20 protein-coding genes are annotated in these 23,952 nt (G+C 65.4%); 12 read left to right on the top strand and 8 right to left on the bottom strand.

Annotated elements, in window-relative coordinates; translation table 11 throughout:
- Positions 1 to 20: 20 nt before the first annotated feature.
- The gene (locus IDT60_RS09410) at positions 21 to 323 is read left to right on the top strand and encodes a DUF4193 domain-containing protein (protein ID WP_056339942.1); all 303 of its coding nucleotides are present in this window, start codon (positions 21 to 23) and stop codon (positions 321 to 323) included.
- A gap of 135 nt (positions 324 to 458) precedes the next feature.
- Here IDT60_RS09410 and IDT60_RS09405 read toward each other — a convergent pair whose 3' ends face one another.
- A complete protein-coding gene (locus tag IDT60_RS09405; RefSeq protein WP_191081698.1) occupies positions 459 to 923 on the bottom strand; it encodes a GatB/YqeY domain-containing protein in 465 nt (154 codons plus the stop codon).
- 110 nt (positions 924 to 1,033) lie between these two features.
- Here IDT60_RS09405 and IDT60_RS09400 point away from each other — a divergent pair, with 110 nt between their 5' ends.
- The 4 genes from IDT60_RS09400 (at position 1,034) to IDT60_RS09385 (ending at position 5,203) form a co-directional block, all read left to right on the top strand.
- The gene (locus IDT60_RS09400; protein WP_191081697.1) at positions 1,034 to 1,777 is read left to right on the top strand and encodes a M50 family metallopeptidase; all 744 of its coding nucleotides are present in this window, start codon (positions 1,034 to 1,036) and stop codon (positions 1,775 to 1,777) included.
- A 10-nt stretch (positions 1,778 to 1,787) separates the two neighbouring features.
- The gene (locus tag IDT60_RS09395) at positions 1,788 to 2,930 is read left to right on the top strand and encodes a glutathione S-transferase family protein (protein WP_191081696.1); all 1,143 of its coding nucleotides are present in this window, start codon (positions 1,788 to 1,790) and stop codon (positions 2,928 to 2,930) included.
- Between the two features lie 17 nt (positions 2,931 to 2,947).
- A complete protein-coding gene (locus IDT60_RS09390; protein ID WP_191081695.1) occupies positions 2,948 to 4,057 on the top strand; it encodes a serine hydrolase domain-containing protein in 1,110 nt (369 codons plus the stop codon).
- Positions 4,058 to 4,150: 93 nt separating this feature from the next.
- Positions 4,151 to 5,203: an aromatic acid exporter family protein gene (locus IDT60_RS09385; RefSeq protein WP_223883963.1), complete on the top strand. Its 1,053-nt coding sequence runs from the start codon at positions 4,151 to 4,153 to the stop codon at positions 5,201 to 5,203.
- On the opposite strand, the gene IDT60_RS09380 is transcribed toward IDT60_RS09385, so the two are convergent.
- From IDT60_RS09380 to IDT60_RS09370, 3 genes are read right to left on the bottom strand one after another with little or no spacing between them, the layout of a single operon-like run.
- Positions 5,200 to 6,114 (bottom strand): MaoC/PaaZ C-terminal domain-containing protein, encoded by a 915-nt coding sequence (locus tag IDT60_RS09380; RefSeq protein WP_191081693.1) that lies wholly within the window; start codon positions 6,112 to 6,114, stop codon positions 5,200 to 5,202. The two genes, IDT60_RS09385 and IDT60_RS09380, sit on opposite strands and share 4 nt — an antisense overlap.
- Positions 6,111 to 7,451 (bottom strand): 3-oxoacyl-ACP reductase, encoded by a 1,341-nt coding sequence (locus IDT60_RS09375; RefSeq protein WP_191081692.1) that lies wholly within the window; start codon positions 7,449 to 7,451, stop codon positions 6,111 to 6,113. Before IDT60_RS09375 ends, IDT60_RS09380 begins: the two co-directional genes overlap by 4 nt.
- 9 nt (positions 7,452 to 7,460) lie before the next feature.
- Positions 7,461 to 8,828, bottom strand: a complete 1,368-nt coding sequence (locus IDT60_RS09370; RefSeq protein ID WP_191081691.1) for an acetyl-CoA C-acetyltransferase — start codon at positions 8,826 to 8,828, stop codon at positions 7,461 to 7,463.
- Between IDT60_RS09370 and IDT60_RS09365 the strand changes: the two genes are divergently transcribed.
- Positions 8,827 to 9,615, top strand: coding sequence for a TetR/AcrR family transcriptional regulator (locus tag IDT60_RS09365; RefSeq protein ID WP_164199791.1), 789 nt, complete (start codon positions 8,827 to 8,829; stop codon positions 9,613 to 9,615). The two genes, IDT60_RS09370 and IDT60_RS09365, sit on opposite strands and share 2 nt — an antisense overlap.
- 1 nt (position 9,616) lies before the next feature.
- The gene (locus tag IDT60_RS09360) at positions 9,617 to 11,743 is read left to right on the top strand and encodes an acyl-CoA dehydrogenase (protein WP_191081690.1); all 2,127 of its coding nucleotides are present in this window, start codon (positions 9,617 to 9,619) and stop codon (positions 11,741 to 11,743) included.
- A 96-nt stretch (positions 11,744 to 11,839) separates the two neighbouring features.
- Here IDT60_RS09360 and glgA read toward each other — a convergent pair whose 3' ends face one another.
- Positions 11,840 to 13,033, bottom strand: coding sequence for a glycogen synthase (gene glgA, locus IDT60_RS09355; protein WP_164199795.1), 1,194 nt, complete (start codon positions 13,031 to 13,033; stop codon positions 11,840 to 11,842).
- A 102-nt stretch (positions 13,034 to 13,135) separates the two neighbouring features.
- Between glgA and glgC the strand changes: the two genes are divergently transcribed.
- The 3 genes from glgC (at position 13,136) to IDT60_RS09340 (ending at position 16,594) form a co-directional block, all read left to right on the top strand.
- Positions 13,136 to 14,542, top strand: a complete 1,407-nt coding sequence (gene glgC, locus IDT60_RS09350; protein WP_191081688.1) for a glucose-1-phosphate adenylyltransferase — start codon at positions 13,136 to 13,138, stop codon at positions 14,540 to 14,542.
- A gap of 83 nt (positions 14,543 to 14,625) precedes the next feature.
- The gene (locus IDT60_RS09345) at positions 14,626 to 16,077 is read left to right on the top strand and encodes an SDR family NAD(P)-dependent oxidoreductase (protein ID WP_191081687.1); all 1,452 of its coding nucleotides are present in this window, start codon (positions 14,626 to 14,628) and stop codon (positions 16,075 to 16,077) included.
- Between the two features lie 49 nt (positions 16,078 to 16,126).
- Positions 16,127 to 16,594 (top strand): pyridoxamine 5'-phosphate oxidase family protein, encoded by a 468-nt coding sequence (locus IDT60_RS09340; protein ID WP_164199801.1) that lies wholly within the window; start codon positions 16,127 to 16,129, stop codon positions 16,592 to 16,594.
- Positions 16,595 to 16,612: 18 nt separating this feature from the next.
- On the opposite strand, the gene IDT60_RS09335 is transcribed toward IDT60_RS09340, so the two are convergent.
- From IDT60_RS09335 to IDT60_RS09325, 3 genes are all read right to left on the bottom strand, one after another.
- Positions 16,613 to 17,464 (bottom strand): transglutaminase family protein, encoded by an 852-nt coding sequence (locus tag IDT60_RS09335; protein ID WP_164199803.1) that lies wholly within the window; start codon positions 17,462 to 17,464, stop codon positions 16,613 to 16,615.
- Positions 17,461 to 18,387: an alpha-E domain-containing protein gene (locus tag IDT60_RS09330; protein WP_164199804.1), complete on the bottom strand. Its 927-nt coding sequence runs from the start codon at positions 18,385 to 18,387 to the stop codon at positions 17,461 to 17,463. Before IDT60_RS09330 ends, IDT60_RS09335 begins: the two co-directional genes overlap by 4 nt.
- 75 nt (positions 18,388 to 18,462) lie before the next feature.
- Positions 18,463 to 20,019 (bottom strand): circularly permuted type 2 ATP-grasp protein, encoded by a 1,557-nt coding sequence (locus IDT60_RS09325; protein WP_191081686.1) that lies wholly within the window; start codon positions 20,017 to 20,019, stop codon positions 18,463 to 18,465.
- A gap of 215 nt (positions 20,020 to 20,234) precedes the next feature.
- Between IDT60_RS09325 and IDT60_RS09320 the strand changes: the two genes are divergently transcribed.
- Together IDT60_RS09320 and pepN are read left to right on the top strand one after the other, a co-directional pair.
- Positions 20,235 to 21,197 carry a YeiH family protein gene (locus tag IDT60_RS09320; protein ID WP_255527084.1) on the top strand — a complete coding sequence of 321 codons (963 nt, stop codon included), beginning with the start codon at positions 20,235 to 20,237 and terminating at the stop codon, positions 21,195 to 21,197.
- A gap of 62 nt (positions 21,198 to 21,259) precedes the next feature.
- On the top strand, positions 21,260 to 23,938 hold the full coding sequence (gene pepN / locus IDT60_RS09315; RefSeq protein ID WP_191081685.1) for an aminopeptidase N: 2,679 nt from the start codon (positions 21,260 to 21,262) through the stop codon (positions 23,936 to 23,938).
- Positions 23,939 to 23,952: the final 14 nt, after the last annotated feature.

Here is a 23,952-nt window from a genome sequence, read left to right as displayed (position 1 = left end):
AAGAAAAGAGATACACCTAAGTGGCAACCGATTACGATGAACTTCGCTCCGACGTCAAGGAGTCGCAGGACAACTCGCTCGAGGCACTGCAGTCCGCCAATGCACCGGACGCCCGCAGCGTCGTGCTCGAGCTCGATGAGGCCGACGGACTGGATGGCGCCGGCGTCCCCGGCGGCGAATTCGTTGCCGAGGAACTGGTTGTGCAGGTCATCCCCCAGGCGGAGGACGAGTTCACCTGCTACTCCTGCTTCCTGGTCCGGCACCGCTCGCAGATTGCACGCCAGAAAGATGGCCACAGCTACTGCACGGACTGCGAAGGCTGATTCCCAAACACGAGAGATCTATCCGTGCCGGCTGAGTTTTCCACCGGCAGGAAGCAAAGGCACGCCCACATCCTGTAGGCGTGCCTTTCCTGTTCAGCGCATTGTTCCGGGCACCAACTCCGTTACCGTCAGGTATCAGCCCAGACGGGTGCGCACCAGCTCGCTGACAGCCTTGCCGTCGAAGCGCCCGGCAACTTTCGCCGTAACGGGCTTCATGACAGCGCCCAGCTGACGCAGGCCGGGTTCCACTCCCCCGGCGCGCAGCCCGGCAATGGTTTCGTCCACGATCGCTTCGACTTCCTCAGCTGTCAGCGCACGCGGCAGGTATGCCTCAATGACTTCGGCCTCCGCAACCTCGGCCGCGGCCCGCTCAGCCTCGCCGGCATCGGTGTAGATCTTTGCCGTCTCGCGGCGCTTGGCAGCCTCCTTCTGCAGCAGCGACGTCACCTGGGCATCATCAAGTTCAATGGGTGATTTCCCGGACTTTTCCCGCGTCTCGATCTCGCCAAGGACGTTGCGGACCGTTGTCAGGGCGGTCTTGTTCCGATCCTTCATATGCGCCACGACGTCAGCGTGGAGACGTTCCTTCAAAGTGCTCACAGTATTCCTCATCTCATTCAGCGCCCGCAGGCTGCGGGGCAATGGTGAACCATCCCTCTAGTACCGTAGAGGCCTATGGCTGACAATAACTACTCCCTGTCCGGCGGGGAATGAATGTGATTTCCGAGCAACTGTGGAACCGGATCGCGGAGGTTTTCAGCAGGACAGCCATCCCCCACGTCACGCTGATTGAACTGGGCGTGGTTCTGGCCCTTGCAACAGCCTTCTCCATTCCCCGGGCCACGTGGAAGTACTTCGGACTTCTGGCCACCGCCACCCACGAACTGGGCCACGCTTTCGCCGCCGTCACAAGCGGTCAACGGCTGAGCGGGATCACGTTGAGGCTGGACCATTCCGGCACCACAACCAGTTTCAGCCGTGGCCGGCTTGCGGCCGTTTGGTCAGGATTCTGGGGATACCCGGTTCCGGCTCTGACGGGGGCCGCGCTGGTCAGCTCCGGATTTGGTGGCTGGGGTCCGGCAGCACTGGCTACCGGAACACTCATCCTGGCAGCATCGCTCCTCTTCATCAGGAACTTCGCCGGGATCTTCATCACAGTCGCTGCCATCGCAGCCGGAGCAGTGCTGGTCCTTTTTGTTCCTGACCACTTCACCGGCCACGTGGCCATCAGTCTCGGCGTGGCCCTGCTGGTTGCAGCCGTCAGGGACCTTGCCAAGCTCGCCAACGTCCATCTGCGGCGACGGGACAGGCTGGCCAGTTCCGACGCGTACATCCTTTACCGCGCCACGGCTGTCCCGTCCGTGATATGGATAGCGCTGTTTATCGCAGTTGTTGCCGGTTGCTGGGTGGTGGCGTGGCAGCCGATCTCTGCAACTCTGGCTGCGGGAGCCTAGGCTTGTTCGCATGAGCCAGGATCCAACCGGCAGCCAGCCTGCCGCGACCACACAAACAATTAACAGCGCGGACGGCAACTCCGGGCTAAACAATGCGCACAGTACCAAGGGCGCCTACGTCACCGGCGGAGCTGAGTTCAACAGGGACACCAACTACATCGAGGACCGCATCACCCGTGACGGACACCCGGGCGATAACGGCGAGCCCGGGTGGCCAGTCGAATCCGGCCGTTACCGGCTGATTGCAGCGCGCGCGTGCCCGTGGGCGAACCGAACCGTTATTGTGCGCCGGCTTCTGGGACTCGAGGACGCCATCTCGCTCGGCCAGCCTGGCCCCACCCACGACGCCCGCTCCTGGACCTTCGACCTGGATCCCGGGGGTGTGGATCCGGTCCTGGGCATCGAACGCATTCAGAGCGCCTACTTCAAGCGCTTCCCGGACTACCCGCGCGGCATCACGGTTCCAGCCATCGTGGATCTACCCAGCGGCGCCGTGGTCACCAACAACTTTCCCCAAATCACGTTGGACTTTGCCACCGAATGGGTGGACTTCCACCGGCCCGGCGCTCCCGACCTGTATCCCGAACACCTGCGGCAGGAAATTGATGCTGTCAACAAGCGCGTGTTTACCGAGATCAACAACGGCGTCTACCGGTGCGGGTTTGCCGGCTCCCAGGAGGCGTATAACTCCGCCTACACCCGGCTGTGGACCGCACTGGACTGGCTCGAGGAACGTCTCTCCGGCCAGCGGTACCTCGTTGGCGACACCATCACCGAGGCTGATGTCCGGCTGTTTACAACGTTGGCGCGGTTCGACGCCGTTTATCACGGACACTTCAAATGCAACCGGCAGAAGCTCACTGAGATGCCAGCCCTTTGGGGGTACGCACGCGACCTGTTCCAGACCCCGGGCTTCGGCGACACGATCGACTTTGTGCAGATCAAGCAGCATTACTACATTGTTCATGAGGACATTAATCCGACCGGGATTGTGCCGCAGGGGCCGGACCTCTCGGGCTGGCTAGAGCCCCATGGGCGGGACTCGCTGGGCGGCAGGCCGTTCGGCAATGGCACTCCCCCGGGCCCTGTCCGTCCCGGCGAAGAAGTTGCTCGGGGACACGGAGCGGACACGGCAGCGGAAAGCGCTTTCTGACGGGCTAAGCTCTCTCCATGCAGAAAAGTCATGGCCTGGCCGCGCCCGGATTCGAAGCCGTCACCGATTTGTTCGAGGCCTTCCTCGCAGCCGATCCCCAGTACAGTGCGCAAGTGGCGGCCTACCGGCACGGCGTGAAAGTGCTGGACCTTCATGGAGGCCCGCACATCGCGGCGGCATCCATCACAGGCGCCTACTCGGTCTCCAAAGGAGCTGCAGGCCTGGTCATGTCCCTGCTTGTTCAGGAGGGACTCCTGGACCTCGACCGGCCGGTGGCCAGCTACTGGCCCGAATTCGGTGCCCACGGCAAGGACCGGCTCCTGGTCCGGGAGGCGCTGTCCCACCAAGCCGGGCTGATGGGCGTCGAGGGCGGCTTTGCCCTCGACGAGTTCACCACGCCCGAGGCGGCCGCGCGCCTCGCCGCGGCGCGGCCGTTATGGCGCCCCGGGAGCTGCTTCGGGTACCACGCCCTCACTATCGGAATCGTGATGGAGGAACTCTGCCGGCGGGTCACCGGAACCAGCCTGCAGAGCCTCTTTGACCTCCGCATCCGCGCGGTTTACGGCGTTGACTTCTTCCTGGGCCTGCCGGCGGAACTCGAATTTCGGTACCGGGATGTGCTGTACGACGTCGATCCCGGCCAGCCGTGGCTTGATCCGCTGAGCCTGGGCGGGCTTAACGGGAATGCGGCGGTGGGTTCCATCATGGAGCTTCCCAACCGGCGGGCCGTGCGTGCCGCCGGGATGAGCGCCGCCGGCGGCGTGGGGACCGCTGAGGGGCTGGCGCGGCTGTATGCCGCGGCGACAACGGGCGTGGACGGCCTGGACGCTTTCCTCACACCGGAAACGATCGATCAGATGTCCCAGGAACAGGTGTGGGGCCTGGACCGCAGCTCCGGCCTGGACAACGCCTTTGCCGTCGTGTTTATGAAGCCTCACCCATCGCGGAATTTCGGCAGCCACCGTGCGTTCGGCCACGAAGGGGCAAACGCGGCCCTCGGTTTCGCCGATCCTGCCTATGCCCTCAGTTTTGGCTATATCCCGCAGCGGGCGGAGGACGGCCGGACGCCCGGCAGGGCGCACAGGCTCGCAGCGGAGGTCCGGCGGGCCGGCGCCGGCTTGTCCTAGCCCCGGGCTGCACCTAACGTGGGCGGGATGGGTGACACTCACACACAGTCAGGGCCCCCGCGCGCCAAGGGCTCCCTTCTGCTAAAGAACGCCGTGTCCGGTGTCGCCGCCGCCTTCACGCTCCAGCGCCTGCTGCTGGCGGCCAAGGCGGCCCTCGCGGCCGGGCTGGCCTTTGCCATAGCGCCCCTCATGCCAGGGCCGGCGGCAGAGTATCCGTACTACGCGCCGCTGGGCGCCCTGGTCTCGATGTACCACAACGTGGCAGGATCCGTCCGGCAGGGGTTCCAGGCACTGGTAGGCCTCGCCATTGGTATCGGCCTCGCGTTTGCGCTCGTCAGCATCAGTGATCCCTCACCGGTGTCCGTCGCGGTCTTCATGGGGCTGGGAATCCTGCTCGGCGGACTGCCCAGGATCGGTTCAGGCAGTGATTGGATTCCGACGGCGGCGCTTCTGGTCCTGCTGGTGGGAGGAAGCAACGCGGACGACTTTTCGTTTGGGTACCTTATCCAGATGGGCGCGGGAGTCGCCGTCGGAATCGCCGTCAACTTCCTGATCTTCCCGCCCCTGCACTTTAGTGCGGCCGCCGACAGCCTGGGCGAGCTACGGCTGGCACTGGGAAAGCAGCTGACTGACATGGGGGCAGCGCTGACGGAAAAGTGGCCGCCAGAGCACGAGGACTGGTCCCGCCGCTCGGACGAACTGTCGGAAGCAGCCAGGACTGTCCGCCACCTTGTCCAGGAGGCGGACGCAAGCCGTCGCGCCAACCCCCGCCGGCGGCTCCATCCGCGGGACGTGGACCTCGACTACCGGAATCTGCGCGATCTTGAGCGGGTGACCTTCCACATCCAGGACATGACCGAAGTCCTTTCGGACGTCATCTGGTCAGAGGACGTGCCGTATACGGTTCCGTTCCAGGACAGCGCGCCGCTGGCAGCCGCCATGAACGCTGCCGGAGAGCTGCTGGCCTCGTTCCATGGGGAGGACACGGCTGAGCAAAAGCGCCTGTACGCTGCGGCGGAGTCAGCCGTGGAGGCCTGCATGGCTGCCACGTCGCAGCGGGACCAGGAAGATGCCGCCGTCACGGCGTCGGAGTCCATCCTCCTGAGCCTCCACCGCATTCTCCGGGCTGTGCGCCCGGCGGCCTAGAGCGGTGTCACCGAGCCGCTGAAGTGTCTTCGGCCGGAACGCGGGTTCCACGCTACAAAGTCCGAGCGCTGCCAGCCTTCACCCGGCGTTTGATCAGTGAATTCCAGCGCTACCCGGCCCGGCAGGAATACCGGGGCCTCAAAGGTCACCGCCCACGTGAATGCTTCGCCCTTCACCGGTCCGACGTCCGCCAGCGCCCTGGACGCCAGGTACATCCCGTGGGCGATGGAGCGGCGCATCCCCAGCGCCTTGGCCGAAAGCACACTCAGGTGGATCGGGTTGAAGTCACCTGACACCGCAGCGTATGCACGTCCCGTGTCCACGCCCAGCTGCCACACCGCAGTCGGGTCCGGGGGCGTGAAACCGGCCTGTCCGTTGCTGTTGTTGGGTGAGGGTTTATCGATCCCCGGCAGGAAAACCCCCTTCGCCAGGTAGGTGGAACGGCCGGTCCAGCGGACGTCCGCGGTCCCCCCGCCACGGACCTCGGCAACCACGTCGAGCTGCGTCCCCGCCCGGTGGCCCCGGAGGTTCTCCACCCGGGCTTCGATGTCCAGGAGTTCCGTGAAAAGTACCGGGGCACGCTGCTCAACATAGTTGCTCAGGTGGATCATGCCCAGCAAAGGCAATGGGAAATCGTCGCGGTTCATCACGCTGATGGCCAGTGGAAACGAAAGCGCGTGGAGGTAACCGGCGGGAAGGGTGTCCCGGGCAGTCAGGCCAATAAGGTGCTGGTACGCGGTGAGATTACCGACGTCGGCCCTGACGCCTCTTACTTCGTGTCCGGTGGTTGGCAGGACTGAAGCAGTGTGGGTTCCCAGCACGCGGCGGCGTGCCGCCTGGGCGGCCGCATTGACGTAGAGCTTGGACAGCGCGGGCATCTCTCCCAGGATGACCGGCTGTGCAGCACTCACGCTCCCACCAGGTTCTGTCCACAGACACGCAGGATGTTCCCGTTGATGCCGCCCGCAGCATCACTGGCAAGGAACGCGATCGCCTCGGCCACGTCGGTCGGCAGGCCCCCTTGCTGCAGGGCATTGAGCCGCCGGCCCACTTCCCGGACGGCAAAGGGGATCCGCGCCGTCATCTCGGTTTCGATGAAGCCCGGCGCCACCGCGTTGATGGTTCCTCCCCGCTCCGCCAGCAGGGGTGCCGTAGCCCTCACCATCCCCATAACGCCGCCCTTGGATGCGGCATAGTTCGTCTGGCCGCGGTTGCCGGCGATCCCGCTCGTGGAGGCAACCGACACGATCCGCGGTGCATTGCGGAAGCGGTCCGAGGCCAATAAAGCGTCATTGATCCTGAGCTGCGCCGCGATGTTGATGTTGAGCACTGAGTTCCAGCGCGCGTGGTCCATGTTGGCCAGGAGCTTGTCCCGCGTGATGCCGGCGTTGTGAACCAGGATGTCCAGGTGCCCGTGGCGCTGCACCGCATGCTCAAGGATTCGCTGGCCCGCATCCTCCCGGCTGATGTCCAGCTGCAGGGCAGTGCCGTGTACGTCGTTGGCCACTGCCGCCAGGTGATCCCCCGCCGCCGGGATGTCAACCAGGACCAGTGTGGCCCCGTCCCGGTGAAGGGTCCTGGCGATGGCCGCGCCGATGCCCCTCGCCGCGCCGGTGACTACAGCCACCTTGCCGGCCAGTGGCTTCTCAGTATCGTCCGGCAGTGTGCCGTCCCCTGTGCTGACCGTCAGGAACTGGCCGTCCACGAATGCCGACCGGCCTGACAGGAAGAATTGCAGGGCCGCCAAGGCACTTGGACTCGTGGTCCCGACGGCGTCGGCCAGGAGGACGCCGTTGGCCGTCGCGCCGGCACGCAGTTCCTTGGCCAAGGACCGCACAAAACCGTCCACCCCTTGCCGTGCCGCCGCCATCGCCGGACTGGTGGCTCCTGCGGCAGGACGGGAGATGGTGACAAACCGGGCGCCGGGGGCAAGATCACACAGCGACGAAGCGGCGGAGAGTACGGGCTTTTCGAGGTCTTCCGGGGTGGCCAGGGCCTCCAGGACCAGGATGATGGCCCCGAGTTTTTCGCGGGGCACGGCATGGCGGCGCACGTCCAGGTTCCAGGACAGCAGCGTTGCGGCCAGTTCATCCGCGCCTGCGGTGTTGCCTTGCACCAGGACGGGGCCGGTTACCAAAGGCTGGCCCGGTGTGTAGCGGCGCAACACCGCCGGCTGGGGAAGCCCCAGCCGCTTCGCGAGATCTTTGCCCACGCCTTGGCTGACCAGGCGGGTGTATGTGTCTGTCATCCGATGCTCCTACGCGGCTTCGAGAATTGCGACGACGCCCTGGCCGCCGGCGGCGCAGATGGAAATAAGGCCTCGTGCGGGCCTTCCGTTCACCGTGCCCTTCTCCTGCAGCATCTTGGCCAGGGAGGCGACGATGCGCCCGCCGGTCGCGGCAAACGGATGGCCCGCTGCCAGGGATGAGCCGTTGACGTTGAGCCTGGCCCTGTCGATGCTGCCGAAGGCTCCGTCCAGGCCAAGCCGGGTGCGGCCGAATTCCTCGTCTTCCCATGCGGCCAAAGTGCTCAGGACAGTCCCGGCGAAAGCTTCGTGGATCTCAAAGAAGTCGAAGTCGTCCAGGGTCAGTCCGTTGCGGGCAAGCAGCCGCGGGACGGCGAAGGCCGGCGCCATCAGCAGGCCGTCTTTGCCGTGGACGAAGTCCACGGCGGCGGCTTCACCATCCACCACAGTTGCGAGCATCGGCAGATCGTGTGCTTGGGCCCATTCCGCAGATGCAAGCAGGACAGTGGATGCCCCGTCGGTCAGAGGAGTGGAGTTCCCCGCGGTCATGGTTGCTTCAGCGCCCAGGTTCTTGCCGAAGACAGGCTTGAGGGTTGCCAGCTTCTCCAGCGTGGTGTCCGGCCGAAGGTTCGAGTCCTTCGCCAGCCCCCGGTAGGGCGTGAGGAGGTCGTCAAAGAATCCTGCGTCGTAGGCGGCGGCCAGGTTGCGGTGGCTGTTGAAGGCGAGTTCATCCTGCGCCTCGCGCGAAATGTTCCACTGGGCCGTGGTGAGGGCCTGGTGCTCCCCCATGGACAGGCCCGTCCTGGGTTCGCCGGTACTGGGGGCGTCCGGGGCGAGGTCCTTGGGCCGCAGCCGGCTGAGTACCTGCAGGCGCTGTGGCAGGGTCTTGGCGCGGCTGAGGTCCAGGAGGACCCCGCGCAGGCCTTCGCTGACAGCAATGGGGGCATCCGAGGCCGAGTCCACGCCACCGGCGATGGCTGACTCGATCTGGCCCAGCTTGATCTTGTTGGCCAGGCCAAGGACCGTCTCCAGTCCCGTGGCGCATGCCTGCTGGAGGTCGTAGGCGGGGGTCTCCGCTGACAGCGCTGAACCCAGGACTGCTTCGCGGGTGAGGTTGAAATCGCGGGAGTGCTTCAGCACCGCACCGGCGGCCACCTCGCCGATCCGCTCATCCTGGAGCCCGAACCTGGCAATCAGGCCGTCCAGCGCAGCCGTCAGCATGTCCTGGTTGGAGGACTTGGTGTAGGCCCCGCCCGACCGGGCGAAAGGAATCCTGTTACCGCCCACGATCACGGCCTGGCGGGTTGGCCGCCCTGCCCCCGATACCGAGGGGCTGGTGGATTCCTGGGGTCCGGTTGCGGACTGTCCGTTGACGGACATGGGTGTCTCCTCTGATCTGCGACGGTTACCGATACCCAGCGTACCTGATACGCTGGGTATCGTGAACAACCTCCCCCCTGAACTCCCGACGCCGGCTGACGGCGCCAGTGCCGACGGCCGCTCAGCCCGCTGGCAATCCCACCGGGAAGAACGCCGTCGGGAGCTCATCAAATCCGCACGGCGTGCTGTCCATGCGCTGGGCAGCGACGCCTCCATGGAGGAGATTGCTGCCGCGGCCGGAACATCGAAGTCTGTGTTTTACCGCTATTTCGGTGACAAAGCAGGCCTCCAGCAGGCGGTGGGGGAAGTTGTCCTCAGCCAGATGCAGCGCAAGATCCGCGAGGCCGCCCAGAGTGCACAGACACCGAGGGAGGGCCTTCTGGCGATGATTTCTGCCTACCTCCAGATGGCAGAAACGAGCCCCAATGTCTACAGCTTCGTCACCCGCTATGCGCCCGTGGACGCGGACGGCCGGCACGGGTCGGCCGCAATTTCTGGAGCCCTGGGGCACTTTTTTGACTCCATCGCCGAGATGATCGCCGCTCCGATGCGGACGCATCTGGGCGACGGACGGGAGGCGGTCATCGGCTACTGGCCCACCGCTGCCATCGGACTGGTCCGGAATGCCGGGGAACAGTGGCTCAGCACTGCGGACTCGCCAGCCAAACCGGACCAGGAAGCCATGGCGCAGCAAATCACTTCCTGGCTCTGCGTGGGAATCGCGCCTGAACTTTCACAAACACCTGAGCTTTCAGAAACAACTGTCAGAACCAACGAAGGACATTGACATGACTGAAGTAGTGGACCGGCCAGGCGGCCAGGACGCGGGAATCAAAGCAGCTGCCGCAGCCCCGGGCACTCCGCGGCCGGCCGGGAAGCCCGCCGTCGACGTCGCCGCCCTTGGCAAACAGCTCCTAGGCAAGTGGGCCGAATCCCGCCTGCACGCGCGCGCTTTGGCGGGTGACCCTGCACTGTTCAAGACAGAGGGCCTGACGCACACTGAGCACCGCAAGCGGACGTTCGGGCAGCTCAGGTTCCTCGTGGAGCACGGTGCCGTGCACCGTGCCTTCCCTGCGGCACTGGGCGGCGCCGATGACCACGGCGGGAACGTGGCAGGTTTCGAGGAGCTGGTCACAGCGGACCCGTCGCTGCAGATCAAGGCCGGGGTCCAGTGGGGCCTCTTCGGCTCGGCCGTGATGCACCTGGGCACGGCCGAACACCACGCCAAGTGGCTGCCGGGCATCATGAACCTGGACATCCCCGGCTGCTTCGCCATGACCGAGACCGGCCATGGCTCCGATGTTGCCAGCATCGCCACCACCGCCACGTACGACGTCGAATCCCGGGAATTTGTGATCCACACACCGTTCCGGGCGGCATGGAAGGATTACATCGGGAACGCCGCGATCGACGGACTGGGCGCGGTGGTGTTCGCCCAGCTTGTGACCAAAGGTGTCAACCATGGCGTACACGCGTTCTACGTGGACCTCCGGGATCCGCTGACCAAGGCCTTCCTGCCGGGCATCGGCGGCGAGGACGACGGCGTCAAGGGCGGCCTCAACGGTATCGACAATGGCCGGCTGCACTTCAACCATGTCCGCATCCCGCGGACGAACCTCCTGAACCGCTACGGCGACGTGGCAGCCGATGGCACCTACACATCCTCCATCGCCAGCCCGGGCCGCCGCTTCTTCACCATGCTGGGCACCCTCGTCCAAGGCCGCGTGTCCCTGGATGGAGCGGCCGTTGCAGCATCGAAGATAGCCCTGACCGCCGCCATCCGTTACGCCACCGAGCGGCGCCAGTTCAACGCGTCCTCCCACACGGATGAAGAAGTCCTCCTGGACTACCAGCGGCACCAGCGCCGCCTCTTCACGCGCCTGGCAACCACCTACGCCGCGGGCTTCGCCCATGAGAAGCTGCTCCGGAAGTTCGACGACGTCTTCTCCGGGGCGCACGACACGGATGAAGACCGCCAGGACCTCGAGACTCTCGCGGCCGCGCTCAAGCCGCTCAGCACCTGGCATGCGCTCGATACCCTGCAGGAATGCCGCGAGGCCTGCGGCGGGGCAGGCTTCCTGATCGAAAACCGCTTCGCGTCCCTGCGGGCAGACCTGGATGTGTACGTCACGTTTGAGGGTGACAACACGGTGCTGCTGCAGCTCGTGGCCAAGCGCCTCCTGGCTGACTACGCCAAGGAATTCAGGAACGTGGATTTCGGCGTGCTGGCCCGCTATGTCGTGGCACAGGCAACGGGCGCGGCGATCCACCGCACGGGGCTCCGGCAGGTGGCGCAGTTTGTGGCCGATACCGGATCCGTTCAGAAGGCAGCCATTGCCCTCCGCGACGCGGAAGGCCAGCGAGAGCTCCTGACGGACCGCGTCCAGACAATGGTGGCGGACGTTGGGGCCGCTTTGAAGGGCGCCAACAGGCTGCCCCTTGAGAAGGGCGCCGCCCTGTTCAACCAGCACCAGAACGAGTTGATCGACGCAGCCCAGGCACACGCGGAACTCCTTCAGTGGGAGGCCTTTACGGAAGCCCTGGCAGAAGTCAGGGATCCGGGCACAAAGATGGTGCTCACGTGGCTCCGCGACCTGTTCGGTTTGTCGCTGATCGAAAAGAACCTCGCCTGGTACCTCATGAACGGCCGGCTCTCCATGCAGCGGGCCCGAACCGTGGGTGACTACATCAACCGTCTCCTGGTCAAAATCCGGCCACACGCCCTGGACCTCGTTGACGCTTTCGGGTACGGCGATGAGCACGTGCGGTCTGCGATCTCCACGGGCGCCGAAAAGACCCGGCAGGACGAGGCCCGGGCCTACGTCAGGGGACAGCGGGCCAGTGGCAACGCCCCCGTCGACGAGAAGGTGTTGCTGGCACGTGCGGCGGCCGCCCTGCGCACCACGCAGCACTGACCGCTACAACATGACTTAAGCGCGTACGACGGCGCCGCTCCCCTTGTGTGGGGAGCGGCGCCGTCGTACGTTAACTGGTTTGTCACCGACCCGGCGTCAGAGCACCGAGCGGTAGACCTCCAGGGTTGTTTCCGTGATGGACTCCCACGAGAAGTGCTCCTCGGCACGCCGGCGGCCTGCCTCCCCCATGGCACGCGCCCGCGCAGGATCGGACACCACCTCGGTCAGGGCCGCAGCGAACTCGGTGACAAACTTCTCCGGATCCAGCGGCGTGCCGGTACCGTCGGTGACCTGCTCGAGGTCAACCAGCAGGCCGGTTTCACCGTGCTGGACCACCTCCGGGATGCCGCCGGTGGCGCTGGCAACCACGGCAGCACCGCAGGCCATGGCTTCGAGGTTCACAATGCCGAGCGGCTCATAGATCGACGGGCACGCGAACGCCGTTGCGTGGCTCAGGACCTGGATGAGTTCGTTGCGTGGCAGCATCCGCTCGATGAGGATGACGCCGGTGCGCTGTTGCTGCAGCTCCTCGATGAGCCGCGCCGTTTCGGCAGCGAGCTCGGGGGTATCCGCTGCGCCCAGGCAGAGAACCAGCTGAACGTCGGCGGGCAGCTTGGCGGCGGCCCGCAGCAGGTACGGGACCCCCTTCTGGCGGGTGTTGCGGCCAACAAAGACCACGCTCGGCTTCTGCGGGTCGATTCCGAGCGCACGTACGCCGTCTTCGGATTCGTCGCGCTGCCAGAGCCCGACGTCGATGCCGTTGTGGACCACCTTGACTTTGGCAGGGTCAACGTCCGGGTAGCTGCGCAGGATGTCCTGGCGCATGCCCTCCGAGACGGCGATAATGGCCGCCGCTGCCTCATAGGCGGTCTTCTCCACCCAGGAGGACAGGGCATAGCCGCCGCCGAGCTGCTCGGCCTTCCACGGCCGCAGCGGCTCCAGGCTGTGCGCGCTGAGCACGTGCGGGATGCCGTGCAGCAGTGACGCCAGATGCCCCGCCATGTTCGCGTACCAGGTGTGGGAGTGGACCAGATCGGCTCCCTCGATGTCCGGCACGATCCGCAGATCGACACCCAGTGTCTGGACGGCCGCGTTGGCCGAACCCAGATCCTCTGGCACGGCGTAGGAGGTCACCCCGGCACCGTGGTAGTCAGCGTCGCGGGGCGCCCCGAAAGCGCGAACCTGCAGGTCAACATGCTTACTAAGCACCCTGCTCAACTCGGCCACGTGGACTCCGGCGCCACCGTAAATCTCCGGCGGGAATTCTTTAGTCACAATATCTATTCGCACGTTACCCAAGGTAGTCCTTCCGCAGTATCTGTTCTAGTGTGAAGGAGTCCGGGCATGCCGGACTGTTTTGGGGAGTTACGAAGGCGTACAGGAGCGACCACTATGCCGTTGAACAAAAAAGTCCTGGCCATTGTCCTTGCAGGCGGCGAGGGAAACCGGCTTATGCCACTGACGGCAGACCGGGCCAAGCCTGCTGTGCCCTTTGCCGGCAGTTACCGCCTGATCGATTTTGCGATTTCCAACCTGGTGAATTCGCGTTATTTGCAGATCGTGGTCCTGACGCAATATAAATCCCACAGCCTTGACCGGCATATTTCCGAAGCGTGGCGGATGTCCACGCAGCTCGGCAACTACGTCGCTTCCGTGCCCGCGCAGCAGCGCGTGGGGAAGAGCTGGTTCCTGGGCAGCGCAAACGCCATCTATCAGTCCTTGAACCTGATCCACGACGCCAACCCCGACATCGTCGTCGTTGTTGGCGCGGACCACGTCTACCGCATGGACTTCGCCCAAATGGTGGAACAGCACGTGCAGAGCGGGGCCAAAGCCACCGTGGCCGCCGTGCGCCAGCCGCTGAACATGGCCAATCAGTTCGGTGTGATCGAAGTGGACCAGAACGATGCGCAGAAGATTGCGGCATTCGTGGAGAAGCCCGCCACCACGCCCGGCCTTGCAGCCGATCCCAGCCAGTTCCTGGCTTCCATGGGCAACTACGTCTTCGATGCCGACGCCCTGGTGGAAGCCCTGCACGTTGACGCCGAACGCCTTGATACCAAGCACGACATGGGCGGGGACATCATCCCCTACTTCGTCAGCCAGGGCGAGGCCGGAGTTTACGACTTCACGCTCAATGACATCCCTGGTTCCACCGAACGTGACCGTACCTACTGGCGCGATGTCGGCACCATCGATTCGTTCTACGACGCACACATCGACCTCATCTCCCCGTTGCCGGTCTTCAACCTCTACAACTCCGAGTGGCCTATCTACACCAGGCAGAGCATCTCGCCGCCGGCCAAGTTTGTGCGCGGGGAAAAGGACACTGTAGGTACAGCATTGGATTCCATCGTGTCCAACGGCGTGGTCGTCTCCGGCGGCGTTGTGGAGGGCTCTGTCCTGTCCAACGATGTGTTTGTGGGCACCGGCAGCCGGGTCGTGGACTCCGTCCTGATGGACAAAGTGATCGTCGGCGAGGGCGCCGTAGTCAACCGTGCCATCATCGACAAGAACGTCAAGATCCCGGCAGGAGCCGCGATCGGGCTGGACCATGAACTGGACCGGGCCCGGGGGTTCAAGGTCACCGAGTCCGGCATCACGGTGCTTTCCAAGGGCCAGAAGGTCCCGGAACCGGGGACCGAGGAGCGGGCATTGTCCGCAAAGAATCTCCACCTGGTGCCTGACGCGGTGAAGGCCGCCACGGCCAACTACCCCGAAATACGCGAATCAATGGAGCAGGCCGGCGCCGTCCACGCTGACGCCGGCGTTCAGTCCGCTCCGGGTAACCGTTCCTAGGACGGCTAGCCCGCCGGCCTGACCGGCCGCGGCCCCACGCGGCACGGTCAGGCTTCGACGTCCCAGGCTGTAAAATCGGTACAATGAGCTCCCCCGATCTGACACCTGAGGAAATTCAGGCCTGCCTCAAGGTTCTGAACACCATCCACGTCTACGACGAGGAACATCCGGACTATGTTTCGGTGCGCCGTGCCACCGGGAAAATGTTCAAGGCCGTGAAGCGTCACCGCCGTGTGACCAAGCGGGACCTGATCTCGGAAGCAGACCGGGCAGTAATCGCGCAGACGGCAACGGCCGCGCCGGACCGTATCGACGACGAGACGCGCGGCAACAAACTGGCTACCTCTGCCACAGGCAAGATCGCCGGGCACCTCATCCGGTCCCGGCCCTGCTATATCTGCAAACGGCACTACACCCAGGTGGATGCGTTCTATCACCAGCTCTGCCCTGAATGTGCCGCCTTCAGCCACAGCAAGCGGGACGCCCGCACGGACCTTACGGGCCGGCGGGCGCTGCTCACCGGCGGCCGGGCGAAGATCGGCATGTACATTGCCCTCCGCCTGCTCCGGGACGGCGCCCACACCACCATCACCACCAGGTTCCCCAAGGATGCCGCGCGCCGGTTCGCCGCCATGGAAGACAGCGGCGAGTGGCTTCACCGGCTCCGCATTGTGGGCATCGACCTTCGCGACCCGTCCCAGGTCATGGCCCTGACGGATTCCTTGAACGCCGCCGGCCCGCTGGACATCATCATCAACAACGCCGCCCAGACCGTCCGCCGCTCCGGCAACGCCTACAAGCCGCTGGTTGACGCTGAGGACGAGGCACTGCCGCCCGAACTGGAGCCCGCCAACGGCGGCCCGGAGCTGCTGACGTTCGGCCACGCCCACGACAAGCACCCGCTGGCCCTTGCCAGCACAGTCACTGACCATCCCGTACTGGCGGGCGACGCCATCACGTCCCTGGCGCTCTCCACCGGTTCGGCCTCCCTGGAGCGAATCGCCTCAGGAACAGCTATCGACGCCGGCGGGCTGGTTCCGGATCTTGCCACCATCAACAGCTGGACCCAGGTAGTGGACGAGGTGGATCCCCTGGAGATGCTCGAGGTTCAGCTCTGCAACGTGACGGCACCCTTCCTGCTGGTCAGCAGGCTCCGCGATGCGATGAAGCGCTCTACGGCCCACCGGAAATACATCGTGAACGTCTCCGCCATGGAAGGCCAGTTCTCGCGCGCGTACAAGGGGCCGGGCCACCCCCACACCAATATGGCCAAGGCGGCGCTGAATATGATGACGCGGACCAGCGCGCAGGAAATGCTGGACGCTGACGGGATCCTGATGACGGCCGTTGACACGGGCTGGATCACCGATGAACGCCCCCACTTTACCAAGGTCCGCCTGATGGACGAGGGCTTCCATGCGCCCCTGGACCTGGTGGACGGTGCCGCCAGGGTCTACGATCCGATCGTCATGGGCGAGAACGGCGAGGACCAGTACGGGGTCTTCCTCAAGGATTACAAGCCCAGCCCCTGGTAAGTCGAAGGGCACTGTGCTGACCGGCGCGGCACAGCGTAGGCTCGGCGTCATGAGCAGCGAATCAATTACCGAAGTACACAACCTGGAGCACCACGAGTGCTGGGAACTCCTCCGGACCGTCTCCGTGGGCCGGCTCGCCGTCCTCGTGGACGGCCATCCAGACATCTTCCCCATCAACTACACCGTGGACGGCGGAAGCATCGTCTTCCGTACCGGCCAGGGGACCAAGCTTTCCGCAGCCACCGGAGAATCTCCGGTGGCTGTTGAAGCTGACGGCGTGGACGCCGTCAGCGGCCTGGCCTGGAGCGTGGTGCTCAAAGGGCAGGCAAAGGAAATCAAGGGCACAGAGGGTGTCCTGGATACTGCTGCCCTCTTCCTCTTCCCCTGGCAGGCCGGCAAGAAGGACAGCTTCATCAGGGTGAGCCCTGACTCCCTGACGGGGCGGCGGTTCAAGGTGACCGCCCCGATGACGTGGTGGACTCAGCTGAGCGGGGCCGCCAAAGCCTCCCCCGAGTGACAGCCGTGGACACCCGGCTTACACAAGCCGGGTGATTTCCACGCTGACGCTCAACGCGGATCCCCCGCCGCCGGACAGGATGCCTTTCAGCGGCGGGACGTCGCGGTAGTCACGGCCCCTGGCCACAGTGACATGGAAGTCGCCGGCGGGTTTGTGGTTGGTGGGGTCCCAGCTGCGCCAGGCGCCGTCCCAGAACTCCAGCCATGCATGCGACTGGCCGGCGACTGTCTCGCCGATGTCCGCCGTCGACCGCGGGTGCAGGTAACCGGAGACATACCTGGCGGGGATGCCGCAGCTGCGCAGCGCACCGATGGCAAGATGCGCGAGGTCCTGGCAGACGCCCTGCCGCTGGCCCCAGGCTTCCTCAGCATTGGTGGTGACAGCTGTGGAACCCGACATGTACGTCATCTCGCCGCGCATCCACTCAAAGATGGCGATGGCAGCCTCGTGGGGGTTCTTGCCCGCAACCACGCCGGGAATGATTCCGAGCACCTCAGCGCCCGGGCCGCTGAGCTGCGACTGCGGCAGCCAGTCGCTGAAGGTGTTCAGCGTGTCCTGGGAGGACAGCACGTCCCAGCCAACGATGTCTGCGTCGGCCGGAATCTTCTCGGCACGGTGCACTTCAACCGTGATGTTGGAGACGACCTCTAGGTGCTCGTGCGGCATCTGCATATCAAAGGCGGTCACCCTGGTTCCCCAGTAATCCCGGTAGTTGCTCACGGCCGCCTGTGACGGCGAGACCTTGAGCACCGATTCGAGGACCACCTGCTGGGCATCCGTCAGCGGGGTCATCCGGGCTTCGTTGTACGACAGCGTGACGCGCTTGTTGTACTTGTAGGCCGTGGTGTGGATGATGTTCAGCCGGGTCATGAAACTTCTCCCACCCAGGCCAGTTCGTCCGCCTGATTGAAGTATTTACGGGAAATGGCGTCCGAGGCCTGGGCCACAGCCTTCTGCACGCGTTCCATGTGCTCGGGAAGTTCGGACATCAGATCGTCTGTACGGTGGAACTCGAGGAACGTGCGGGCCTGGCCCACGATCCTGCGGGCATCGTTGATGAATCCCACGCGCTGCGCGGACGGATCCAGCTTCGCGAGGCACTCGTCGGCGTCCCGCAGTGCGTAGACGATTGACCGCGGGAACAGCCGGTCCAGGAGGAGGAACTCGGCGGCGTGCTGGTCCCCGAAGGCGGCGCGCCGGGTCCGCAGGAACGACTCATAGGCGCCGGCGCAGCGCAGCATGTTGACCCAGGACATGCCTGCGGACAGGACATCCCGGGTGGAGAGCATCCGGGCGGTCATGTCGGCGCGCTCCAGGGAGCGGCCAAGCACCAGGAACAGCCAGCTTTCGTCGTGGCTCACGGTGGTGTCGGCCAGGCCGCTGACCATGGCTGTCCGCTCCAGCGTCCAGTTGCAGAACCGGTAGGTGCCCACCACGTCCTTGCGGTGCTGGCTGAGCCCGTAGTAGGTGGTGTTGAGGCTTTCCCAGAGGCCCGAGGACACCGTTTCGCGGGCACGGCGGGCGTTCTCACGCGCGGCCCCCAACGATCCGGCGATGGAGGTGGCACTGGTCTTGTCGTACGCCAGGGCGTGCAGGAGTTCAGGCAGGCCGAACTCCTCGCTCTGCGGACGGGCACCCATAACGGCGAGGAGTTCCTGCGCCACACGGCGGCGCTCATCCATGGGCAGGTGGTTGAGCCGTTCCAGGTGCACGTCCAGGATGCGTGCAGTACCGTCGGCCCGCTCCACATAGCGTCCGATCCAAAAAAGGGACTCAGCAATACGGCTAAGCATTCGCGGTGACCTCCTGCACGTCTGAAATCTGAGGGGATGAACCCGTGAACAATTCTGCCTGTTCCACAGCCCGGCTCACTGCTGCTGCTCCGACTGGCGGTCGCGCCAGTTGCTTTCCACTGGCCAGACCGACACCCGCTCGCGGATGGAAATCGAGGGCCGCGGAACCGTCTCCACGGGCACCTGGGGTGAACCTGCCAGGACCCAGGTGTCCTTCGAGCCACCGCCCTGGCTGGAATTCACAATCAGCGAGCCTTCCTTCAACGCAACCCTGGTCAGGCCGCCGGGCAGCACCCAGACGTCGTCGCCGTCGTTCACGGCGAAGGGGCGCAGGTCCACGTGCCGCGGGCCGAACTTATCGCCGCCCAGGGTGGGAACGGTGGAAAGCTGCAGGACCGGCTGGGCGATCCAGCCGCGCGGATCGGCAATGACCCGCTGGCGCAGGGCATCCAGTTCATCCTTCGAGGCGTCCGGACCGATCACAAGGCCTTTGCCGCCGGAGCCGTCCACAGGCTTGACTACAAGCTCGGCCAGGTTGTCCAGGACGTACTCCCGGGCTTCCTTTTCCTCAAGGCGGTAGGTGTCCACGTTCGCGATGACGGGTTCCTCGCTGAGGTAGTAACGGATGAGGTCAGGAACATAGCTGTAGACGAGTTTGTCGTCGGCAACGCCGTTGCCCACGGCGTTGGCGATGGTTACTCCGCCGGCGCGTGCCGCGTTGACCAGCCCGGGGCAGCCGAGCATGGAGTCCGAGCGGAACTGCAGCGGGTCAAGGAATTCGTCGTCGATCCGTTTGTAGATCACGTCCACGCGCTGCTCGCCTGCCGTGGTGCGCATGTAGACGCGGTTGCCGCGGCAGATGAGGTCCCGCCCTTCCACAAGCTCAACGCCCATCAGGCCGGCCAGCAGGGTGTGTTCAAAGTAGGCGCTGTTGAAGACCCCGGGGGTCAGAACCACCACGGTGGGATCGTCGACGCCGGCGGGGGCCGTTTTGCGCAGAGCTGACAGAAGCCGGCGCGGGTACTCTTCCACCGGGCGGATGAGCTGCTGTCCGAAGGCCTCCGGCAGGCCTTTGGCCATGGCGCGCCGGTTCTCCAAGACGTAGCTGACGCCGGACGGCACGCGCACGTTGTCTTCCAGGACACGGAACGTCCCCGCGGCGTCACGGACCACGTCGATGCCGGAAATGTGCACCCGGACGCCGCCGGCCGGTTCGAAACCGTGCACCTGCCGGTGGAAGTGTGCGCTGGTGGTGACGAGCTGGCGCGGGATCACGCCATCGGCCACAACGTTCATTTTGTCGTAGACGTCGTTGAGGAAGGCTTCAAGGGCCCGGACGCGCTGTGCCACGCCTTTTTCCAGCACGGTCCACTCGTCGGCGGGAATAACGCGCGGCACGATGTCGAGCGGGAAGGGGCGCTCCTCCCCCGCGAAGTCAAAGGTCACGCCGCGGTCCAAGAACGTCCGCGCCATCGAGTCCGCCCGGGCGCTGACGTCGGCGAGGGACAGCTTGCCGAGGGCGTCCGCAACCTCCGCATATGACTCGCGGGCTTCCTGGTCGGGGGTGAACATCTCGTCGTAGGCGCCGGTGCGCCCGGCGGCCACGGAGTAATCCTGGAAAAGGTCTGACATGTTCTTTAGCCAACCATCTTTTTGTTTCGAATTCATTACCGCCATCCATTGTGGCGTGTTGCGGGGCCCGGGCCGGTTCGGTGAATACGCGCGGCATCCGGCAAGGTAGGTGAGTGCCAGAAAAGACTAACGCAGGGAGCCCCGGAAACGGCCGGAACGGGAGGCGCCGATGGGCCTGGCTGCCCTCGAATGCAGACAGGCTCCTCCCGGGCCTCGTGACAGCTGCCGTCGCTCTCGCCGTGGCCTTCGCCCTGCACGCCGCAGTGCCCGTCCTTCCCGCCATGACGGTGGCGGTGGCCCTGGGATTGCTCGCAGCGAACCTGCCCGGCACGGCAGTCTGGATCGCGGGTCGGGCACGGCCGGGCCTGGACTTCGCGGGCAAGCACCTCATGCGCGGCGGCATCATCCTCCTGGGCCTCAAGGTGAGCATCATGGACATTGTGGGCCTTGGCTGGCTGGCCATGGTCTTGGTCACCGGGGTGGTGCTGCTGAGCTTCGCCGGCACCTACCTCCTGGTGCGCCTGTTCCGGCTGCCCCGTGAGACCGCGCTCCTGGTGGCCACGGGCTTTTCGATCTGCGGGGCATCAGCCATTGGCGCGATGGCGGCCGTGCGACGGATCCGGCATGTGGACACCGTCCTGCCTGTGGCGCTCGTGACGCTATGCGGCACGCTGGCGATCGGGCTGCTGCCGCTGCTGATGCATCCGCTGCAGCTTAGCCCGGAGGCATTCGGTGCCTGGACGGGCGCTTCCGTGCATGATGTCGGCCAGGTGGTGGCCACGGCGCAGACCGCAGGCACAGCGGCACTGGGGATCGCCGTCGTCGTCAAACTCACACGGGTGCTCCTGCTGGCACCGGTTGTGGCGGTGGCCGGGCTGCACCACCGCGCCAGCAGCACTGCGGACCAGCAGGCACTCCCGCCCGTCGTCCCTCTCTTCGTGATCGGGTTCGTGGCCATGGTGGGGCTGCGGTCCACAGGCTGGCTCTCCGCCGGCTGGCTTGAGGCAGGCGCCGGACTCCAGGACGTGCTGTTGGGCGCGGCACTGTTCGGACTCGGATCGGCAGTGCGGATCCGCACCCTCCTGCACACCGGAGCGCGGGCCCTGCTGGCGGCGCTTGCCGCGTGGCTGCTGATCGCGCTGCTGGGCCTGGCGGCCGCATTGCTGATCACTGCCTAGCCATCCGCCCCGCCCCGGGCCGGCGTTGATCCGCTGCCGGGCTGTCGTGATTAGATAGCCGGGTGTCACATGAGAATCTGCAGCGCAGCGAGGCGGCGCAACGTTCAGCCCTGATCACCACCCACAGCTATGACGTCTCCCTTGACGTGAGGCAGGCCGCAGATCCGGACGTCGCGGGCTATACCAGCCGAAGCGTCATCAACTTCTCCGCCGCGCAGCCGGCTGCAGGGCCCGTTGCGCAGGGGGCTGCGGGGCCCGGGCACGGGCCGGCGGCATCGACCTTCCTGGACTTCATCTGCAATGACGTCCACAGCGTGATCCTCAACGGCAAGGAACTGCCGGTGGCGGACATTGCGGACGGATCCCGCATCCGGCTCGATAACCTCCAGGCGGAGAACCAGGTCACGGTCACCGGCACGGCCCTCTACAGCCGTTCCGGTGAAGGCATGCACCGCTTTGTGGATCCGGCAGACGGCCAGTGCTACCTCTACACACAGTACGAGCCCGCCGACGCGCGGCGCGTGTTCGCCAACTTCGAGCAGCCCGACCTGAAGGCCGAATTCACGTTCCATGTGACGGCGCCGTCGCACTGGGAGGTTGCCTCCAACGGCGCTGAGTCAGCCCGCACCCGGCTGACCGGCAATCCGGACACCAGCCGCTGGGACTTCGCCACGACCAAGCCGATGTCCACATACATCACCACCGTGCTGGCCGGCCCGTACTTCAAGGCACGGGACCATTGGAACGCAGTGCTCGACGACGGCACGCAACTGGACCTTCCCCTGGCACTTTACTGCCGGGCATCCATGGCGGATTCCTTCGATGCCGCGGAGCTCTTCCGCCTGACCAAGAGCGGACTGGATTTCTTCAACAGGCTGTTCGGCTTCCCGTACCCGTGGGGCAAATATGACCAGGCGTTTGTGCCGGAATATAACCTCGGCGCCATGGAAAACCCCGGACTTGTCACCTTCACCGAAAGCTACGTCTTTACGTCGCGGGCCACCGACGCCCAGTACCAGGCACGCGCGAACACCCTGATGCACGAGATGGCCCATATGTGGTTCGGGGACCTGGTCACCATGCAGTGGTGGGACGACCTGTGGCTCAAGGAATCGTTCGCCGACTATATGGGTACGTTGGGCGTTGACCGGGCCACAGCCTGGGAGACCGCCTGGGTGAGCTTCGCGAACAAGCGCAAGGGCTGGGCCTATGCCCAGGACCAACTGCCAACCACGCACCCGATCGTTGCGGACATCCCCGACCTTGAGGCCGCGAAGCAGAACTTCGACGGCATCACCTACGCCAAGGGCGCCTCAGCGCTCAAGCAGCTTGTGGCTTACGTGGGCTTTGATGCGTTCATCGCCGGTTCGAGGCAGTATTTCCAGGACCATGCCTACGGAAACACCACCCTTGCTGACCTGCTGGCCGCCCTGAGCGCCGCTTCCGGCCGGGATCTGGCGGGCTGGGCGGCGCAATGGCTTCAGACCTCGGGCATTTCCACGCTGTCGTTGGACATCACAGCCGACGACGGCATCCTTGGCTCCGTGACGATCGTCCAGGATGCCCTGGACCCCGTCACCGGACGCGAGGAATTGAGGCCGCACCGGCTTCGTGTGGGCCTGTACAACACGAACGACGGCGGCACCCTGGTCCGGACGGGCAGCATCGAAACCGACGTTGTGGGCCGCCGGACGGAAGTACCAGGGCTCGCCGGCCAACGGCGGCCGGAACTGCTGATCCTCAACGACGATGACCTGACATACGCCAAGGTCCGGCTGGACCCTGCATCCGAGGCCACCGTTCTGGCATCCCTGGACCGTCTCACGGACCCGATGGCACGGGCGCTGTGCTGGACCGCGCTCTGGAACTCCGCCCGCGACGGCGAAAGCCCCGCCACCCGCTACGTGGACGCGGTCACGGCGTTCGGACCCTCCGAAACCGGAATCGGCGTTTTGCTGAACATCCTTGGCAACGCCTCCACCGCCGTCGAACGCTTCACCCCGCCCACGCGGCGCCACGCCGCGCGCAGTGCCTTTCTGGCAGCGGCCGACGCGCGGCTTGGCACGGCCGCTCCGGGTTCCGACCACCAGCTGGCCTGGGCACGGACTGTGGCGGACGTCAGCCGGCACGATCCCGCCCTCCTGCCGCGCCTGCGGGGCATTCTGGACGGCACGGTGGTACTCGAAGGTCTGGCGGTGGACGCCGAGCTGCGCTGGAACCTGTGGCATGCGCTCGCGGCCCACGGCCAGGCCTCCGTGGCGGAGCTGGACGCCGAGTTGGAGCGGGACACCACAGCCTCCGGCCGCGCCGGCCGCGCAACCGCACTCGCCGCCCGGCCGGATGCTGAAGTCAAGGCAACGGCGTGGAAGGAGGCCGTGCACGGGACGGAGTTGTCCAACCAACTCCTGAGCGCCACCATCGCCGGCTTTACCACCGCCCCGCCGGCACTGCTTGACCCCTACGTGGAGCCGTACTTCGAATGCCTTCGCGACGTCTGGGATAGCCGGAGCATCGAGATCGCCAGCCGGATTGTGCGAGGTTTGTACCCGCATGCACAGGACCTGCCCGCGGACGGCACCGGGCCGGAGCAGCACGCGGTGGTGCTGCGTACCGATGCCTGGCTGGATGCCAACACCGATGCACCCGGGGCCCTGCGCAGGATTATCGTGGAGCAGCGCAGCCACCTGCTGCGTGCGCTCACCGCGCAGGCCGTCGTCGTTCCGGACCTCCCTGCGCAGTGAAGCCCAGGCTGGCT

Source organism: Pseudarthrobacter sp. BIM B-2242 (assembly GCF_014764445.1).
GTDB lineage: Bacteria > Actinomycetota > Actinomycetes > Actinomycetales > Micrococcaceae > Arthrobacter > Arthrobacter luteus_A.
Note: the sequence above shows the minus strand (reverse complement) of the source record. Positions and strands in the feature narration are given on the sequence as shown.

Coding starts and splice junctions, on each gene's coding strand:
- IDT60_RS09400 (WP_191081697.1), top strand. CDS start 1,034: ATGAATGTGATTTCCGAGCAACTGTGGAACCGGATCGCGGAGGTTTTC.
- IDT60_RS09395 (WP_191081696.1), top strand. CDS start 1,788: ATGAGCCAGGATCCAACCGGCAGCCAGCCTGCCGCGACCACACAAACA.
- IDT60_RS09390 (WP_191081695.1), top strand. CDS start 2,948: ATGCAGAAAAGTCATGGCCTGGCCGCGCCCGGATTCGAAGCCGTCACC.
- IDT60_RS09375 (WP_191081692.1), bottom strand. CDS start 7,451: ATGACAGACACATACACCCGCCTGGTCAGCCAAGGCGTGGGCAAAGAT.
- IDT60_RS09365 (WP_164199791.1), top strand. CDS start 8,827: ATGGGTGTCTCCTCTGATCTGCGACGGTTACCGATACCCAGCGTACCT.
- IDT60_RS09370 (WP_191081691.1), bottom strand. CDS start 8,828: ATGTCCGTCAACGGACAGTCCGCAACCGGACCCCAGGAATCCACCAGC.
- IDT60_RS09360 (WP_191081690.1), top strand. CDS start 9,617: ATGACTGAAGTAGTGGACCGGCCAGGCGGCCAGGACGCGGGAATCAAA.
- glgC (WP_191081688.1), top strand. CDS start 13,136: ATGCCGTTGAACAAAAAAGTCCTGGCCATTGTCCTTGCAGGCGGCGAG.
- IDT60_RS09345 (WP_191081687.1), top strand. CDS start 14,626: ATGAGCTCCCCCGATCTGACACCTGAGGAAATTCAGGCCTGCCTCAAG.
- IDT60_RS09340 (WP_164199801.1), top strand. CDS start 16,127: ATGAGCAGCGAATCAATTACCGAAGTACACAACCTGGAGCACCACGAG.
- IDT60_RS09335 (WP_164199803.1), bottom strand. CDS start 17,464: ATGACCCGGCTGAACATCATCCACACCACGGCCTACAAGTACAACAAG.
- IDT60_RS09330 (WP_164199804.1), bottom strand. CDS start 18,387: ATGCTTAGCCGTATTGCTGAGTCCCTTTTTTGGATCGGACGCTATGTG.
- IDT60_RS09325 (WP_191081686.1), bottom strand. CDS start 20,019: ATGTCAGACCTTTTCCAGGATTACTCCGTGGCCGCCGGGCGCACCGGC.